Source organism: Chromohalobacter israelensis DSM 3043 (assembly GCF_000055785.1).
Classification (GTDB): Bacteria; Pseudomonadota; Gammaproteobacteria; order Pseudomonadales; family Halomonadaceae; genus Chromohalobacter; species Chromohalobacter israelensis.
In genome coordinates, this window is the sequence record NC_007963.1 from 2,520,062 (window position 1) to 2,536,668 (window position 16,607).

The 16,607-nt window shown below is 58.3% G+C and carries 11 protein-coding genes; 1 reads left to right on the top strand and 10 read right to left on the bottom strand.

Annotation, left to right across the window (positions count from 1 at the left end; genetic code table 11):
* The 8 genes from CSAL_RS17255 to CSAL_RS11475 form a co-directional block, all read right to left on the bottom strand.
* Window positions 1-849: a tetratricopeptide repeat protein gene (locus CSAL_RS17255; RefSeq protein ID WP_187290058.1), complete on the bottom strand. Its 849-nt coding sequence runs from the start codon at window positions 847-849 to the stop codon at window positions 1-3.
* 44 nt (window positions 850-893) lie between these two features.
* Window positions 894-4,376: a T6SS effector BTH_I2691 family protein gene (locus CSAL_RS11445; protein WP_011507545.1), complete on the bottom strand. Its 3,483-nt coding sequence runs from the start codon at window positions 4,374-4,376 to the stop codon at window positions 894-896.
* Window position 4,377: 1 nt separating this feature from the next.
* The gene (locus tag CSAL_RS11450) at window positions 4,378-5,253 is read right to left on the bottom strand and encodes a DUF4123 domain-containing protein (protein ID WP_187290059.1); all 876 of its coding nucleotides are present in this window, start codon (window positions 5,251-5,253) and stop codon (window positions 4,378-4,380) included.
* An 11-nt stretch (window positions 5,254-5,264) separates the two neighbouring features.
* Window positions 5,265-6,437, bottom strand: coding sequence for a DUF2345 domain-containing protein (locus CSAL_RS11455; protein WP_280512632.1), 1,173 nt, complete (start codon window positions 6,435-6,437; stop codon window positions 5,265-5,267).
* Between the two features lie 101 nt (window positions 6,438-6,538).
* Window positions 6,539-7,492, bottom strand: a complete 954-nt coding sequence (locus CSAL_RS17490; RefSeq protein WP_011507547.1) for a DUF6708 domain-containing protein — start codon at window positions 7,490-7,492, stop codon at window positions 6,539-6,541.
* A 10-nt stretch (window positions 7,493-7,502) separates the two neighbouring features.
* A complete protein-coding gene (locus tag CSAL_RS11460) occupies window positions 7,503-10,130 on the bottom strand; it encodes a T6SS effector BTH_I2691 family protein (protein WP_011507548.1) in 2,628 nt (875 codons plus the stop codon).
* A complete protein-coding gene (locus tag CSAL_RS17260; protein WP_011507549.1) occupies window positions 10,127-11,023 on the bottom strand; it encodes a DUF4123 domain-containing protein in 897 nt (298 codons plus the stop codon). Before CSAL_RS17260 ends, CSAL_RS11460 begins: the two co-directional genes overlap by 4 nt.
* Window positions 11,020-13,635: a type VI secretion system Vgr family protein gene (locus CSAL_RS11475; protein WP_244846353.1), complete on the bottom strand. Its 2,616-nt coding sequence runs from the start codon at window positions 13,633-13,635 to the stop codon at window positions 11,020-11,022. The genes CSAL_RS17260 and CSAL_RS11475 overlap by 4 nt, the downstream gene beginning before the upstream one ends.
* 134 nt (window positions 13,636-13,769) lie before the next feature.
* Here CSAL_RS11475 and CSAL_RS11480 point away from each other — a divergent pair, with 134 nt between their 5' ends.
* Window positions 13,770-14,039, top strand: coding sequence for a PAAR domain-containing protein (locus CSAL_RS11480; protein ID WP_011507551.1), 270 nt, complete (start codon window positions 13,770-13,772; stop codon window positions 14,037-14,039).
* Here CSAL_RS11480 and CSAL_RS11485 read toward each other — a convergent pair.
* The gene (locus CSAL_RS11485) at window positions 14,030-15,184 is read right to left on the bottom strand and encodes a hypothetical protein (RefSeq protein WP_011507552.1); all 1,155 of its coding nucleotides are present in this window, start codon (window positions 15,182-15,184) and stop codon (window positions 14,030-14,032) included. The two genes, CSAL_RS11480 and CSAL_RS11485, sit on opposite strands and share 10 nt — an antisense overlap.
* A 2-nt stretch (window positions 15,185-15,186) precedes the next feature.
* Complete coding sequence (gene tssA, locus CSAL_RS11490) at window positions 15,187-16,302, bottom strand: type VI secretion system protein TssA (protein WP_011507553.1); 1,116 nt, start codon at window positions 16,300-16,302, stop codon at window positions 15,187-15,189.
* Window positions 16,303-16,607 lie beyond the last annotated feature (305 nt).

Consider the following 16,607-nt stretch of genomic DNA (forward strand, 5'->3'; position numbering starts at 1 on the left):
TCAGTTGGCACGGCGAATAGAACCGCCACCAACCTGAACGTTATGTTCTTTCTGCCATTCTTGAGATTGGCGAATGGCTTCATCGATCTGATCTTGGGTCATTTTTTTGGCAATGCGTTGCTTGTCATCGACACCAGCGGAGCCACTGAGATCATAATACTTATATGCCTCAACAAGATTCACACTCGTACCGATGCCATTTTCATAATATTCTGCCAGACTGGGGAAATAAATTATTTCACCCGGATCAAACCTTGAAAAACTGGCCTTTTTGAGCCAGTAAAAAGAGAGCTTTTCGTCCCTCTTTACACCGACACCCTCACGATATAAATAAGAGAGCTTTGCAGCCGACTCGCTGTCGCCAGACTCACCAGCTTTTCCAAGCCAAAAAACAGCCTTGTCAAAATTTTTTTTATATAACCCTTGCCACTCACTTCCCAAATAAGCACGACCCAGCATACGCTGGGAGAGTAAGTACCCTTCATCGGCCGTTTTTTGAGCCAAGGTCTTTGCACGATTAAAATCTTTCTCCATACAAATCCCGCGATAGCTCATTACAGAAAGCATATAGCCCGCATCTACAATCCCCTTTTGCCATGCCTGACGCAATAACTCAGACGACTTATCGCAGTTTTTCTCGACCCCAAAGCGCTTAGAACCATTCAAATAAATCAAGCCAAGATAATAATCTCCACTCCCTTTATCATCTCCCACCATTTTCTCAAGACCAGATAGCGTCATATCTTTTATAGCAGCATTCAGTTCATCTCTAGTAGGATCTTGGAAAAGGATACCAGCACAAGCCGAGTGAAAGAAAAACAATAGCAACAAAGAAAAAACCCATTTCATATTACACCCCCATCTCAAAAACATCACGCTTGATTGCAAGCGCATCACAAGATGCTTAGTCGAATCGCCAAACGGAGATTACTACCTATATCACCCCTTAAATAAACATGGCTCCATTCAAGAAACCGACGATCACCCGCCTTTACGAAAGCGGGCTTCTCTGAATCCCCCAATGCCTCACCAAATCTTTCACCTGCCGCTCCTGACGATTCGACACTCAAACCCTCATAAGACCAATCAAAAAGAGACTCACCGACATCCACCGCCAAGAATTGCAAATAAAAAGCAGATACGCCAGACAAAGGAATCGTCACTTTCAGATCTATCTGTATTTGCTGACCCGCTCGCTCCAGCTCAGCTTTCAAACCGTCCGTATCAATGTCGTAAGGAGATTTAACATACTGATTCGTATCCGGCCTTACCGGAGACCAAAACAGTTCTACCACCACCCCCTGGAACAACATCTCCAACGAGCTCTGCTCCGAGGCCATGTCGTCAAACGGCAGAACCTGCATCTCCTCCTGTTCCGATGGCTTGCCGAGAATGCTGCGGTTCACCCACATCTGTACTGCCGGGGAGACCATGGTGACGAAGGCATAACCCAGCAGTAGCGTCAGAAACCCGAAAAATACGCCCACTACGAGTCCGACCCCCGTGCTCGCACCAATCACCACGATCGAGGCAATGCCCGCCATGACGCCAACACCGCCGACGATCATCCCGTAGTCAGCACTAAGACTCTGCCCTGTCTTGCTGGCCTTACCGGCCTCCGTCAGCTTTTTCAGGCCATCCCAGATCGAGATCATGCCACCCGCCGCGCCTAGCACGTCACTAACAAAGGCCCATTTCACACTGCTGATCATCGCGCCTTCCGAGGGCAGGCCCAGGCTCGCCATTCGAATCTTATGGTAGCCTTCGATCCCCGCCATCGCACCACTCGCCACGCTGACGCCAGACCCGATGATCTTGCTCCAGTCGGCGCCCTCCTCGTCGTCACCGAAGGCGCCTTCCTGCAAGGAGGCGATCAGGCTCCACAGGACCAGGCAGGCACCGGCGACCTGGCCGCTCCCCTTATGGGCGCTGAGCAGGGTGTTGCCGATATCCCGCGCGTTCTGCGCCAGATCACCGCGGCGCTGCTGCTCGTCCTCCGGCGTATAGCTATCCGCCGGCACTATCTCGTCATTCCCACCACCCGTCACCGCTGCGATATCCACGTAGACAGGCAAGGCAATACGTACCGTTCTGTCGCTGTCGGCCAGCGGGGCCGAGAAGTTGCCGACCATGCCATCCAGCGACTTCAGCGCCTGGCTGGTGTCGGCTCCTTGATCCGGCTTTTTGGCACTGGCTTGCGAGACAGCGCGTAACCACTGGTAGAGCTCGGAAAGCTTGACCTCCCGCTCGACCAGGGTGGGCGCCGGCTGCTCGCCGTTCCGAGCTTGCGGATCGGCCATGAAGGCCAGTTGGTGGTAACGCACGAACCGCCCGAGCGTCGGCTTGTAGTCCGGCGCGGGCACCCCGGCGGCTCGGTACAGCACTAGTGAGGCGATGGAGTTGCCGATCGTCGTCGCCAGTAAATCTTGTAGCGGGCGCCAGCGGTTGATGATCTGGTCGTTCGTCGGCACGCGACCATCGGATTTTCGGGTACGTTCATGTACTCGCTGGAAGCGTTCGCCCCACACTTTCAGCGTCTGCCCTGATAGCTGCGACTCTTGGGGCAGGGCCTCGAGACTCTGCAGTGCCTGCTCGATTAGTTCGGCGTTGTTGGCGAACAGCGCCACGAGCAGCGGCGACTCGCTCGAGGCGAGATCGTCAGCCAGCAGTTTCCACAAGCCACCGCTGGAAGGCGACATGATGCCACCGCGCAGTGCATTGCCTATCAGGCCGCTGAGGCCCAGCCCTGTCCAATAGTCGGACTGGCTATAGCGGCCGATGACAGCCGGCAAGCCATGCAAAACCCAGATGGCATAGTCATCGTCGAACACGGCAGCCAGGCTCTGGCAATGGGCCGTGTATTCTTCGTAGGACTGCTTGAATGCTTCGAGCGCATCACTGTCATAGAGACTATCGAGCTGGGCGGCATGCCTCTCCGCCATTCGTTCGGCCTCTGATTTGATATTACGCAGCAGAAACCGTTTGCGCTGAAGCTCGTTGTCGTAGAAGGGGTCCTGCCGCATCGCTTCGGCCGACCTGGCGACCGCTGGGTCGTCGCTGGCCGCTCGACGCTCGAGCTCTGCCATACGTTCGGCTCGCTCGTGCTCCAGTCGTTCGATATCGTCTTGAAGTTGCTGCCTCTCTTCCGCCCTCGCTTCGGCTTCACGCTGCTGATCGCGCAGGAAGTCGTTCCTTTCCGTTTCGGCCTCTCGTACGGCCCGATTCAACTGGCTTAACCGTCGCTGGTGCTGGGCGCGCTGTCTGGGAGAGGCATCTTCCCGGGAAGGCGCCTGCGCCTGGAACTCATCGCGTTCGGCTCGCGCTTTATCGACATTGTCATTCAGTGACTGCTCCTGACTCGCCACGTAGTTACGCGCGAAGTTCTGCTTGAAGGCCTCAATGGCCTGCATGCAGAGCAGCTTGCGCCGGTTCTCGTCGCTTTCGCAGACGAAATTCTCGACCTCGGCCAACGCCTGATGCCGATAGGCGTTCAACTCGTCGATGATGCCGATCTCGTCCTTGACCGCGAGAATGAGCCCCTTGCCCTGGTATTCACTGGCGGCGTGGTCGAGCCGCTGTTGCATCGCATCCCTGAGTTCGCCGGGCTTATAGAGCGGTCGTGTCGGACCAGTGGACCAGAACTGTTCGTCCAGACTCTCTGCCGCCTGGCTGTATTCGGCGACTTTTTCCAGTTCGTCCATGCCGAAGGCGAACGGTTGCTGCTGCCCACCGACCCAACCCGGAATATTCACCTGCTGCATGTGGGCATTACGCCAGTCCGCGTCTTTCCCGATCATGCGGATATGGGCTTCGGGCCAGGGGTGCTCGCTGAATGCGTAGTAGAGCGTGCCCGAGTCCTCGGGAAACGGCAGGGTAACGAGGGAAGCATCCAGGACATCGCTGGGATTGCTCTTGCAGCGCTCGGGGAAGACGATATCGTCCAAGGCCGGCGGCTGTAGCACAGGAAACTGGTAGTACTTGCCGTCGCTGGTGATTGCATAGGCGTACCAGTGCTGGCCGTTGGGGTTGTCCTGATCGTAGAAGTAGAGATACCCCTGACGCAGCTGGCGCAGAATGTATTTGTTGACCTGGCTGTCGGTACTGTTCGTGAGCTCGTCCTTGACCTCCTCGGGTACGCTTCTGCCCTGCTCTTCGCCACCGACAAGGGTCTTGTCCAGCAGGATGTCGGTGAACTCCTGGATTCTCGAGGTCTCGAGCTCCGGGAGATCGCCGTTACGACCGTTACGCTGACACACGGCATAGCGCACGGGAAGGATCGGTAGTCCCTTGCGTTCACAGAACTGACAGCGCCCGCTTTCCTGGCCCGCCGTCTCATTTTCCACTGCATGAGCGCTCGCTTGAGATGGTGCCGTCATGCTATGTCGTCTCCCGCATGTCTGATATCGCTTCCCAGTCAGCGTCGGAAAGCTGATTCGACAATCCAATGTAATTCAACCGCCCGCCCAGGCGGCCCAGCAGCGCCTGCATGATCGGGTGGCGATAAAAATCATCCCGCGTGGTCAATCCGTGGAGCACGAAGGTAGCCATCTCGGAGCTGTCCCGCAGGCCGGCATTGCGAGCAGCAACGAGCAAGGCGTCGACGGTTTTCGCAGACGCTTTATGCAAACCCGCCGTGCCGGGAAGCGTGCGATACAATTCCCGACAGCGATTGATCTGGCCAATGCGCTGAATGGCATGCCACTGCTCGGCGCTCAGCTTCAAGCCACCAAGCCGGCGCATCTCCCCATGTGGTTCGAGGCAGCGCAGCTGCAGCTCGGTGTCGAGATAGACCCAGCGGTCGATGGGGCCAAGCAATGCCGAGAGCTGCCAAGGCTCGAGAATTCGCGGCAGATGTTCGAGCACCCGAGGATCGTAGAAGCGCAGCAGTGCCGGCTTTCCCTCCGGCGTCATCTGCTTGAGCTGACGACCGAGATAGGCGGCGAGGCTAGTGCTCGCATGTCGCGAAATCAGCCAACCGCATAGCGGCACGGCGCCCAGCAGGCCAGCGCCGCGCTCGGCTCGCTGCCGCTCCAGTTGAGTTGCCATATCCAGACGTTTCTCGTTCCCTATCCTCTCGAGATAGAGACGCTGAGCCGGCGTCTGGGCCAGCAACGGGTGACGAATCAGCGCCGCCTGCCGGCGTTTCTCACTATCCAGTACCCAGTCGGGTGCATCCGAAGGGTCCACCAGGCGATACAGCCGCCCTGCTCTAGCGGTCTCGCCGGCTTCTGCTATCCACGCCGCGTCGCTCATGCTGCTCATCGCTAACCTTCCACGCTACCGTCACCGCAGCTTCCTGCAGCCTGAGCCCTGCGCGCACAAATCACGTCTTCTCCTTCCGGCAGCTCGGGCACTTCGGAATCCAGACTCGCCGGCCCCCCGAAACTCTTCGTCGCACCGTTGACGGTGACCTTGCCGGGTGCGTGCAGCTCGATATTGCCGCCCTTGATGCGCACGTAAGCGCCGCCGCTGACCAGCAGAATCTCCTCGGCGGCGGAGAGATCGACCTTCTCGTCGGTGGAAGTAACGTTGAGGTTTTGGCGCGCGGTGGCCTCGAGGTTGTCCGACTGCGCCTGCACCTCCACCTTGCCCCGAGCCGCGAACAGCTTGATGCCAGCCTTCTGCACGAACAGCGAGAGCGTCTCGGAGATCGAGGCGACCAGACTCTTGCCGGTGGCCACGTTGACGCCTTCACCGCTGGAGACACTCAGCGAGCGGCCCTGGGCGAGGTGGGTCGATTCCGGCGTGCTCAGGGTGATGCCAGCGGGCGAGGCCATATGCAGCCAGGGCGCTTTCATGCGTGCCGCTTCGCCACGGCCGCCGCTGTCGGTGGCGCCACGGGCGTTGCTCTGATCGGTCTGTCCTGATGAACCGGCAAGCTGTTCGCTGTTGCCGTAGCGGTCGTCGGCGTCCTCGCCCGCCTGCTTGAGATGCTCGCGCGCGTCGAGGGCGTCGGCGTTGTGGTCCGCCGCACTCTGGCTGAGGCTGTCGCTGAGCTGGTAGGCGCTGTCGAGCTGCTGTTTGGCCGGGGTGAGGTCGAGCTGGTCGCCGCTGGCGCCGAGCTGGCCCCAACTGGTGAGGTAGAGCCCCTGATTGGCGCGGATGGCGCCATAGGCATCGGTGCGCAGCTCGAACCCGGTGCCGCGGAAGGCGCCACGGGTGTTGCCGGTCTGGTGGATCAGGTAGCCGAGGTTGAGCTGGCTCTTCTCGGCTTCGGAGTTGAGGCGCACCCGCTCCTGGTCGGTGGCGTCGTCGAAGACGAGTTCGTTGTACTTGCTACCGCGGTAGGTCTTGCTCTTGAAGCCGGAGAGCAGGCCGTGGCTGTGCCAGTCGGGCGTCTGCTCGCCGTTGTAGACCCGGCCGGTGATCAGCGGGCGGTCGGCGTCGCCTTCGAGGAAGTCGACCAGCACTTCCTGGCCGATACGCGGCACGAACACCCCGCCCCAGCCGGCGCAGGATCAGAGAAGCCCAGGTAATCTCCAACAGATGAGCCTATAAGATGCCGAGCATTTCACTGACCAGAACACACTCATTTTTCTCAGACTTCTCCACAAGCTTTGCGAATATCTTCTGGCCATTTGACTCGTTTACTGGTCAACATAGAAACAAAATGCCCCAGTGAGAAAAGTATCAGCAAAGGTGACATCAACACCATCAAGATTTTACTTTTCTCAACACTCAGTCCGCGCGCCTTATCTCTTTTCATTTCTCGCAAAGGAAACCAACGCAAAAAAGACTCTTTGAGAGACAACCGGTCAGATAGGTACCAATCAGGCTCTGGAACACTATCCGGGCCTTCCTCCATAAAGCGGCGAACATATTCCCACCATGCCAGACAGTCTTCATATTTGATAATTTCGCTACCAGGCTCAAGCATGTCGTAATATTTTTTATGCAAAGGATCACAGGCATAAAGCTTCAAGGTGTAGTGGACAGGATTGCCATGCCCCCCCTTCCCATGAAAAGCATCAATATAAGCCACTATATCATCCCAATCGTAAGTTCTCGGACCTCCAAGCTTTGGTGAAAAAAAAGCATGAACTTTACGCTCCTTAAAATTAAACCGAATGGCACCATGGCGATAATGAAACCAATCATGGCTCAACCCAAAAACAAAATGAGCAACATAGACAAGGCCAGCAGCCAAAGCCACAGTAAAGGGGATCGAAAAAAACCAGACATAATTGAAACCTTTCTGATATATATCAACCACTGAAGAGTAAGACACATAAAAAGAAAATAACAATATGGCAATACATGGAAAACCCATCCCCGCAGTAAACTGTCCCCTCCACCCATATTCCTTGGCATTTGAAACTTCCAAGTAATTGGAGGTTTTAGCATAAACTGACTCTGCAAACCCTGGAAATACGCCAGCGCGTTGAAAATGATCTAATGTTCCATCTTCGCTGCGATCGAATTCTTTCGCACGATCTACAAGACTCGCTTTTCTAAGCAAGCAGTCCGTAATTATATTATACTCATGAATCATATCTTACCTCTTAGCCAGCCATATCAGTAAAAGCATCCATGGTTTCTTGGAGGCTTTCGAAGTGATTATCATCCTTGCCGAACACAGTTCGCCCCAACCACTTCTCCAGGTCATCAGGAATCAAATACGAGCTTAATATTGCCAAACCTAAAGCAACCCATCCAACCCAGCCAGCCACTGCGGCCCAGCAAATCCGACCAATCAAAGCAAATCTAACAGCAAAAGCGCCTGCCCCACTAATTGATTGGGCCGCAGCCGCTATTGAGGCAAAACCTGAGAGGGTAGCTGCCACACCTGATGCCACGTACAAGAAATAGATCGGATCACCTGCGGCGCGCCTTTCCGCTGCCTCACTGAACATCCAATACGCGCCTATCCAAGACGCTAAGGCGCCCCCAATCCCATTAGCCCACGTCAAATTTTTATACAAGGCACTTTCTTTTGGCAGACCACCGAGCAGCTCTTTTACCGCTCCTGCCAAAGCACTTGTCAAGGCTGCACTGGAGGCAACGAGGTTACTTCCTGACTTTGCAAGCTCTCGGCCATTGAGTGCTGTCAGCGCTTTCCAGCTATTAATGAGTTCGAGCCCTACCAGAAACAGCGCCCCGCCACTCGAGGGCGTCATGGCAAGATTCATTCTTCTGTTGATCAGCTCGCCAGCCTCATCATGACCTAATAGTGCCTGTTGGTGCTGCTGGGGTACGAGATCTTGGGGCACCATCGCCCAGACGCGCTGCTCTTGCTGGGACAGTTCGTCAAGCGAGGGAGCCAGCCTTCTATTTTCACCCCGCATGTCGGAAATGCTCAGCTCTCCACGCCATAGAAAGTCGTCATAGAGGCGATCCAGTCGGTTCGCATCCATATCAAAATATGTTAGCGACGTTCTGATATCGAAGCGAGCCCAACCGACGCTCTGCCAAGCTCTGGCAATTTGATTCCGAGCAACATGCTCCAAATCCAACCGGGACAGCTTCTCGCCAATTATCCTGACAGCATCGGCGATTAGGTTCTCTAGCCTTGAGCCGTTTTCACCATCACGACTGAGCAACTGACTGAGAGGGCCATAGAGCTTACTTCCCCAATCAGCCGAACTAGCCACGTAATCCCATACCGTATCTATGCAAGATTTCTGGTTGAGAAACAAGGCACGCCAGTAGAACGATGTGTCCTGTATTATCGGCCGCTCAAGCAACTGAGCTAATATCTCTGAACCTCGAGCAGTCAAACTGGCGCCCGTCACCATGGATGCCACGGCAGTTTCATAAGCTCTGCCGTCAGACAAAGATTCCGTATCATAACTCTTCAAAGCATCAACGATAGAGTCGGATGTCAACCAACTCAAGTGGCCCTCCGCCCTCTCCTCGATCTCCTGCTTACCTTCGTCGATGCGTTCACCATAAGACTCTTCAAATGCCTGTCGAGCGTCCTCATCATAACGTTCCTGATATTTTTCCCAGCTTTGGCTAATGGCACTGCGACGAAACTCTGGAGAATTTTTAGCCTGAGCCGCACGCATCTCAGCCAATCTCTCCCTAGCATCAGCTATCCGCTCGCGTTGCCATGAGGGCATGCGCTCCCAACGCTCCCCCTGTTCCTCGGGAGTAAGGTTTTCGAAAGTCTTGGCCTGCTCTAGATTAACGTCCCCAAGAGGCCCATTCTCGACACGCTCGATCGTCGCATTGGCTCGATCCCGAGCAGCCTTTCTGATAGCTGACCTCACGCCGACAATCATTTCAGATGTAACTTTCTTGGTATGCACCTCTTCAGAGAAGGCGTAATCATCCAACCTTTGCTTAGCATTGTTACGAAACTGGTTAAGCGAGGCAGTAATTCCGATCGGATCTTCGATAGCCAACATCGCCCCCTTGCCAACAAGCTCCGGGGTATCTCGAACGATCCAGTTCATTCGCTCCACGAGCTGGTCTGCATCGAGCAACTGCCGGGCACTTGGGCTGAGATAGGGAAAACAGTCTCCGTCGCATAGCTGCTGTATTGACGTACTTCCAAATTCAGGTACGAAGGTGGCCAAATCTGCAGGCTTGGTTGTCGATTCTGATGACTGAGACGCAAGCCAAGAGGCAACGTCAAATGGCTGCATTGCCCGATCTCTTACACCGTCCTGATTACTTGCCATGTCATCGAGCATCCTTGAAGTCCAAAGATGGTCAGAATAGGCGACGTAAACCGTTTGAGCGCGCTGCGCCTCCGGTATTGTTAGCAGCAATGCTGAAAGGTTGTTGGCTGGTACGCTGCATGGAGACTCAACGTGTTCATCTTCCTTAGCACTCGGCGGCCTTCCACGCGGCGGAAATTCGCACAATCGAGAATCACTAGTAATCATCCATGCTTGCCAACGCTGACGCGCCTCATCATAAAGATAGAGATAACCTTCACGCATCAAGCGTAATACGTAGCGAGCTCGATCAATGCGAGGAAAATTTGCCTGCGCATATCTCGCCAATGCCCAAGGGAGACCCGCTGGCCACTCGGCTTGATGGGTGTCGACAACCGCATATCGCACCGGAAGCACTGGCAACCCAACCCTGTCGCAGAAGTTACAACTCCCCCCTTGCGTACCGATCGCAACATTTCTCTCGACTGCGGAGGTGACCAAATTCGGATCGACGTATTCGGTCATAATGCATTCTCCTTACTTTCCTCAGCTATACGTTGCCAAATCCCGGGACCCCACTCTCTCACCAACTCTTGATAGCGCTCCCCTTCACGGCAACGCTGGAAGAGATGAGTCATCTCGGGATGATGATGAAAGTTGAGTGGCAAACGTAACCCCTGGAGTGCAAAAATCATACGAGCGTTGTCATCGGAGATGCCTTCAAACTCTGCGATTTGAAGTAGGCGATCGAGATTCGCTATATCTTGATCATTCAACTGGCGAATATCCATGACCTCAGCACCTATCGCCAAAGTCTTGTTCAGCAAACCAATACGATCGATAGACAACCATTGAGAATCTGACAGCGAGAATTCAGATTGGGTCATGCTTTGCGGGCAAGATGAAAACATTCGAAAACAACCAGCATGGTCGATAAAAACCCAATGATGTATCGGCCCAAGCAGAAACGCCAATTGATTTCTGTCGAGAATGCTTTGGAGACGTTGGAGGACACGAGGATCATAATAACGAAGCAATGCTTGCCGCCCAGAAGGTTTTTGTTGCCCAAGGCGACGAGAAATATACCGACTGATACTGGAAATAGGATGGGGAGAGATAACCCAGCCGCAAAGCGAGCGAGGGTCGTCAGGCGAGAGACTTTGTTCACGGCATACATTCATGCTCTTCCAAATTCTAGATGCACCACCTTGTACGGGCTGAAGGCGTAGCCGCTGTAACGGTGGCTGATCTAAAAAGGGGTTCCGCACGGTTGCGCAACTAGATAGATCTTCGGCATCTCCGAGGCCTGGATCAAAAATAAGAGGATCGATCAGCGCGCTTATCTGGCCCGCTGCAAGTAGCCCCTGAAGTTGATCAAAATCGGTGAGGGCCTGTACTCTCAAGGCTGCTTTGATCATATCTCCACGCTTCCCTCGCCCACGCTGGCTGCAGCTCGGTTCTTCTTGGGACAAAGAGGGCTCGCCTCCTCCGGCAAATAAGGCATCTGCGAGTTCAGGCTCGCCGGCCCGCCGAAGTTCTTCGTCGCGCCCTTGACGGTGACCTTGCCGGGGGCGTGCAGCTCGATATCGCCGCCCTTGATGCGCACGTAGGCGCCGCCGCTGACCAGCAAAATCTCTTCGGCGGCGGCGAAGTCGATCTTGTCTTCCGTGGAGGTCACGCCGAGATCCCGCCGCGCGGTGGCTTCCAGGTTGTCCGACTGCGCCTGCATCTCCACCTTGCCCCGAGCCGAGAACAGCTTGATGCCAGCCTTCTGCACGAACAGCGAGAGCCTCTCGGAAATGGAGGCGACCAGACTCTTGCCGGTAGCCACGTTGACGTCCTCGCCGCTGGAAACACTCAGCGAGCGGCCCTGGGCCAGATGGGTCGACTCCGGGGTGCTCAGCGTGATGCCGGCGGGCGAGGCCAGGTGCAGCCAGGGGGCTTTCATGCGCGCCGCTTCACCGCGGCCGCCGCTGTCGGTGGCGCCACGGGCGCTGTCCTGATTGGCCTGACCTTGTGAATCGACGAGCTGCTCGCTGGTGCCGTAGGTGTCGTCGGCGTCCTCGCCCGCCTGCTTGAGGTGTGTACGACTGTCGAGGGCCTCGGCGTTGTGGTCCGCCGCACTCTGGCTGAGGCTGTCGGTGAGGTTATAGGCGCTGTCGAGCTGCTGCTTGGCCGGGGTGAGGTCGAGCTGGTCACCGCTGGCGCCGAGCTGGCCCCAGCTGGTGAGATAGAGCCCCTGGTTGGCACGGATAGCGCCATAGGCGTCGCTGCGCAGCTCGAACCCGGTGCCGCGGAAGGCGCCCCGGGTGTTGCCGGTCTGGTGGATCAGGTAGCCGAGGTTGAGCTGGCTCTTCTCGGCTTCGGAACTGAGACGAACGCGCTCCTGGTCGGTGGCGTCGTCGAAGACGAGTTCGTTGTACTTGCTGCCGCGATAGGTCTTGCTCTTGAAGCCCGAGAGCAGGCCGTGGCTGTGCCAGTCGGGGCTCTGTTCGCCGTTGTAGACCCGGCCGGTGATCAGCGGCCGGTCGGCGTCGCCCTCGAGGAAGTCGACGAGGACTTCCTGGCCGATGCGCGGCACGAACACGCCGCCCCAGCCGGCACCGGCGTTGGGCTGGGAGACCCGCAGCCAGACGCTGGAGTTCTCGTCATGCTGGCCCTGGCGGTCCCAGTGGAACTGCACCCGCACGCGGTTGAGGGCATCGGTGTGGATCTCCTCGTTGGCGGGGCCGACCACGGTGGCGGTCTGGGGCCCGCCGATCACCGGGCGGCGATGGGTCAGCGGGTGGCGATAGGGCTGGCTGCGCCGCTGGGCCTCGAGATCGACCAGGAAGTGGCCGGTGCCGCCGGTGGCGTAATCCGATAGCCGCTCGCCGGTGGGATCAGCGGTATCACTCTCCAGCCCATGCGCCTGCTTGGCGGCGTCGAGCTGCGGCTGCAGGCTGCCGGGCAGCGCCTGGTGCTGGGTCGAGACCGGCAGCGCGTTCTCGGCGTGGACGGTGACGCCGAGCAGCAGGAACTGGCGTTCTTCCTCGCCGCCCCGGTCGTGCAGCGGGTGCTGGGTGAGTTCGAACCAGCGCCCGGCCTGGAGCTGGCGGGCACCGCCGCTGCCGCGAAAGCGCTTGGCCAGCGATTCATGGGCCTCGAGGCGGTTCTCGGTGAGGCGCTCGCCGCGCTCGAAGCCGTGGTAGTAGTACTCGCCGGCGTAGTCGTAGACCTCGGTCGGCGGCAGGTTGCCCTGATCGCTGAGAGTATCCAGTCCGGTGCGCTTGGTGAGCGAGGGCTGCTTGTAGTCGAAGGTGCCCACGCTGACCCGGGTGGGCTGCTGCTGACGCACGCCGCCCCACTGGTTGAGGGCGTCCTCGGTCTCGGTGGCATCCTGACGATGAAAGCGAATCGCCTGGGGGCTGACGGGCTGGGTGGTATCGACATCGTCGGTAAAGACGATGCGGTGGCCGTCGAAGTCATCGTCATCGCCCGCGAATTCGGTGTAGTAGAAGAGGCCTTCTTCCTCGCAGAGGCGGCTGATGAAGTTCAGGTCGCTCTCGCGGTACTGCACGCAGTAGCTGCGCGCGGGGTAGTCGCGGCGCAGGTCGAAGCGGTAGCGGCCCCTGGCCAGTGCATGCCCCTCGAATACCTGGGTGAGGACATCAACGACGCTGCGGTCCTGGAAGATGCGGCTGTCGCGGCCCAGCGCGAGCATCTTGAGCCACGGCACCAGGGTGAGCTGGTAATAGGTGACGCCGCCATCCTCGCCCAGCAGCGCGGCCTCGGAGACCAGCCCGTGCAGCGGGCGATAGCTGCCGTCGGCCTGCAGGATCGAAAGCCGGGCCGGCTGGGCCAGCAATGTCTTGAGCTCGAGATCGTTCTGCTGGGAGATACAGTCGAGGGTGTAGGTGAAGGGGGCACTCACGCGCTCCTCCCCCACCAGGCGATGCGGCAGCAGCGCCGTCCCGGCGACCTCGAGGGTCAGCAACCGCTGCGACTGCGAAAGATCGATATCGAAGCTATCCAGTAAACGATCCTGCATCGTCTCTTCCATCTTTGCCCCTCCGCCACCCCAGGTGGCTTGTACCATCGCCGCGCGGATGGCTAAATTAACACTCGTTGATGAGCCTGCTTGATCGGGCTCGATCTCTCACACTTGTCAGGAAGCCCGGATCGATGAAAGGCATCGTTGTACTTGGTGACGCCACGAGCCATGGCGGAAAAGTCATTACCGCGCAGAGCAGCTATCTGATCGACGGCAAGCCCGTCGCTTGCGTCGGGGACAAAGTCACATGTCCCAAGGACGGTCATGGCGGTACCACGGTCATCGTCGAGGGCCACCCGACCATGAAGGTCAATGGCAAGCCGATCGCCCTGCATGGACACAAGACCGCCTGTGGCGCGACCCTGATCTCCTCGCACAATGGCGACAGCGGTCACGAGTGATCCTCCGAAAGCCGCGCGGCGTCCGCCGCGTAGCTTCTCAGGGCCCACCCCCGGGTGTGCCCTTCCGCATGAAGCGACAGCACCAGGGCGTGCTCCTCAGGCTCGGTAGCAGCCACCGCCAGCACGAACGGCAATACGCGAGTGGCCTCCCCGCTCCAGCCCCCCAGGGTATCGACGCTCAGCCCATCGTCGACCGCATCGATATCGGGCCAACGCGCTACGATCGCCCCACCAAGCTCCACCGCACGCCCGGGCATGCCGACGGTGTCGACCACGAGGCGTGAAGGGGCCGGAGACGAAGCGTCGTCCTCGCTTGCCGGCCAGAGGTCACCGAGTAGCGCGAGCAGTGCCCGGCGCTTGTCATGATCGCGTCGCCCGGCACGCGGCGGGTGCTCTCGAAGCATCCCCGCGTCGAGCCGCCACCCGCTGTCGAACTCGAGTTCCTGCGCCGTCAGCCGCTGAACCAGCAGCACCGCAACGGCTTCACCGGGATAGAGCCCGCCACCTCGAGAGGATTGCACCAGCATGTCGCGATATTGCGTCGCCGCCACATCTTCGGCATTGACCAATGAATCCACACCGATCCAGAGCACATAGGGCATCCCCCCCTGCTCTCCGACGGCCAATGTCGCATGCGGATCCTCGCCTTTCTCGGCAAGGCGGAGCTCTCCCAGGCAAGCGCCATATTGCGTCTCGGCAATCGCACCGCGCAGCCGCTCCTGAATGATGGCTGCAGCCTCCGGCGACCGAATGGGTGCACTGAGCAGGACATCAAAGGGGCTGTCCTCGGGTAACGCCTCGAGCAGCATCAACGCCTCGGTGACCACTGTCTGCACCAGTTGATGCAGCCTGTACGCCTTGGCCTCGCATCGCGCCAGGCGCGGCTCGTCGACGGAGATCGTGTCGACGACACGATGCACCAGCAGGCGATAGCCATCCGAACCGTACAGCGTCGAGGAGAGTTCCGGCGCCGGTGCTTCCGGGATCTCTCCGCCACGGATAAAACCGGCGGCCGTCAACGCCAGGCCGTCGATGAGTCTGAGCCTGTCGCCTGCATAATCGCATCGCGCCGCGGTCGGCTCCTCCTGAGGTTCGCTGACGGCCTGACGCTGGTGCAGAAGATCGAATATCGAAGCGCGAGACATGGTCAGTAATCGTCATCCTTCGGCTGCGTGCCCAGGGTGTCGCGAATGTTGTCGATGACACCATGGTCCTTGATGACATCCTTGAGCCACTCTTCCAGCGGCATGCGGCCCCACTTCACGGCGCGTTCGATCAAGTACGGCACCGGACTGTGAGGTTCGCGATCCTTGAAGTAGCGGGCGACCCCGTTGAGCATTTCGAAAGCTTCGTCGCGGCTTTGCGGCTTGGTACGCAACGCCCCCGCCGGCTCTGCCACGGGGGTGGTCAGGCTCGGCTCGATCCGGCTCGAGTCCGGCGCTTCGGCCTTCACCTCTTCCGGGGCCTGTGCGTCGGTATCGGCGGAGACATTGGCACCGCGCTCGCGCAACAGCCTTTCGGTCAGCTCGCGACACTGCACCAGCACCTTCTGCAATCCGGAAAAACTCGGCGCATCACGGTCGAACCGCGCATCCACGGTGCGCTCCAACTGCTCCAATGCGGCCAGGATCGCGGCGATGACGGCATGCTTCTGCTGCAGAAACTCGGTACTGGTGAGCACGACCGAGCGCTGGAAGATCTCGTCATTGATCTTGCCATCGCTCAAGGCCCGATCCATGGCATCCGGATCATTGCGGGCCTGGTTCTCGACCTGGCGGGACTCGTCGTAGTCAGCCAGTCCGTACCCCTCACCATCGAGCAGCGGCAGCGTCCTGACCACGCCGATCAGCGTATCGCCCAGCCAGCTCAGACGCGCCGAGCGTTCCTCGAGGTCGTCCTCGTCAAGCTCGGGGTAGAGGGTCTGCCAATATTCGTCCAGCATTCTGGCCACCAGCGTCAGGCCGAAGGCGATACCCTCGAAGCCTTGGCGGTATGCCAGCCCCTCGCACAACCAGCCGGCGAGCTGGAGATCCTTGCTCCGGGAGATCAGCGCCTCGCTGGACAGGTTGATCACTTGCCCCCAGTCGGACTGCTTTAGCTCCGTTTGCCACTCGCCTTGCGGCAAGTATGCAGGATCGGCACGACGTGCCTCCTTGATGTCATCGAAGAGAAGCGAGAAGGACAGATCCTCCCCGCCGGCATGGCTACCGCCCTCGACGGGCGCCAGCAGCGCATCGATGGAGAGTTCGCCGAGTTGCTCCATGTTTTCCCTCGTCCTGTGCTCGGGCCGTGGCGAATGTCAATGCATTGTCGCCCCGACGATAGGCGTTGAGTCGCCGCGATGACTCACGCAAGAAGACGCGAGGCAAAGATCGCATCAACCTGGGTCAACCCACGCGGTTCGAGCCTCGTTCTCCACACCGCCTGCTTTCTCAAGCCACACGAATGCCCGTGCGAATCTTCATGAAGAACCGCAGGGCAAGAAAGCGACAGGCGACATACCCGCCACCCGTCGCCACGGATAACGAGCATGCCGCTGTGCCACTCTCGAGAAGTGGCGATCGCAAC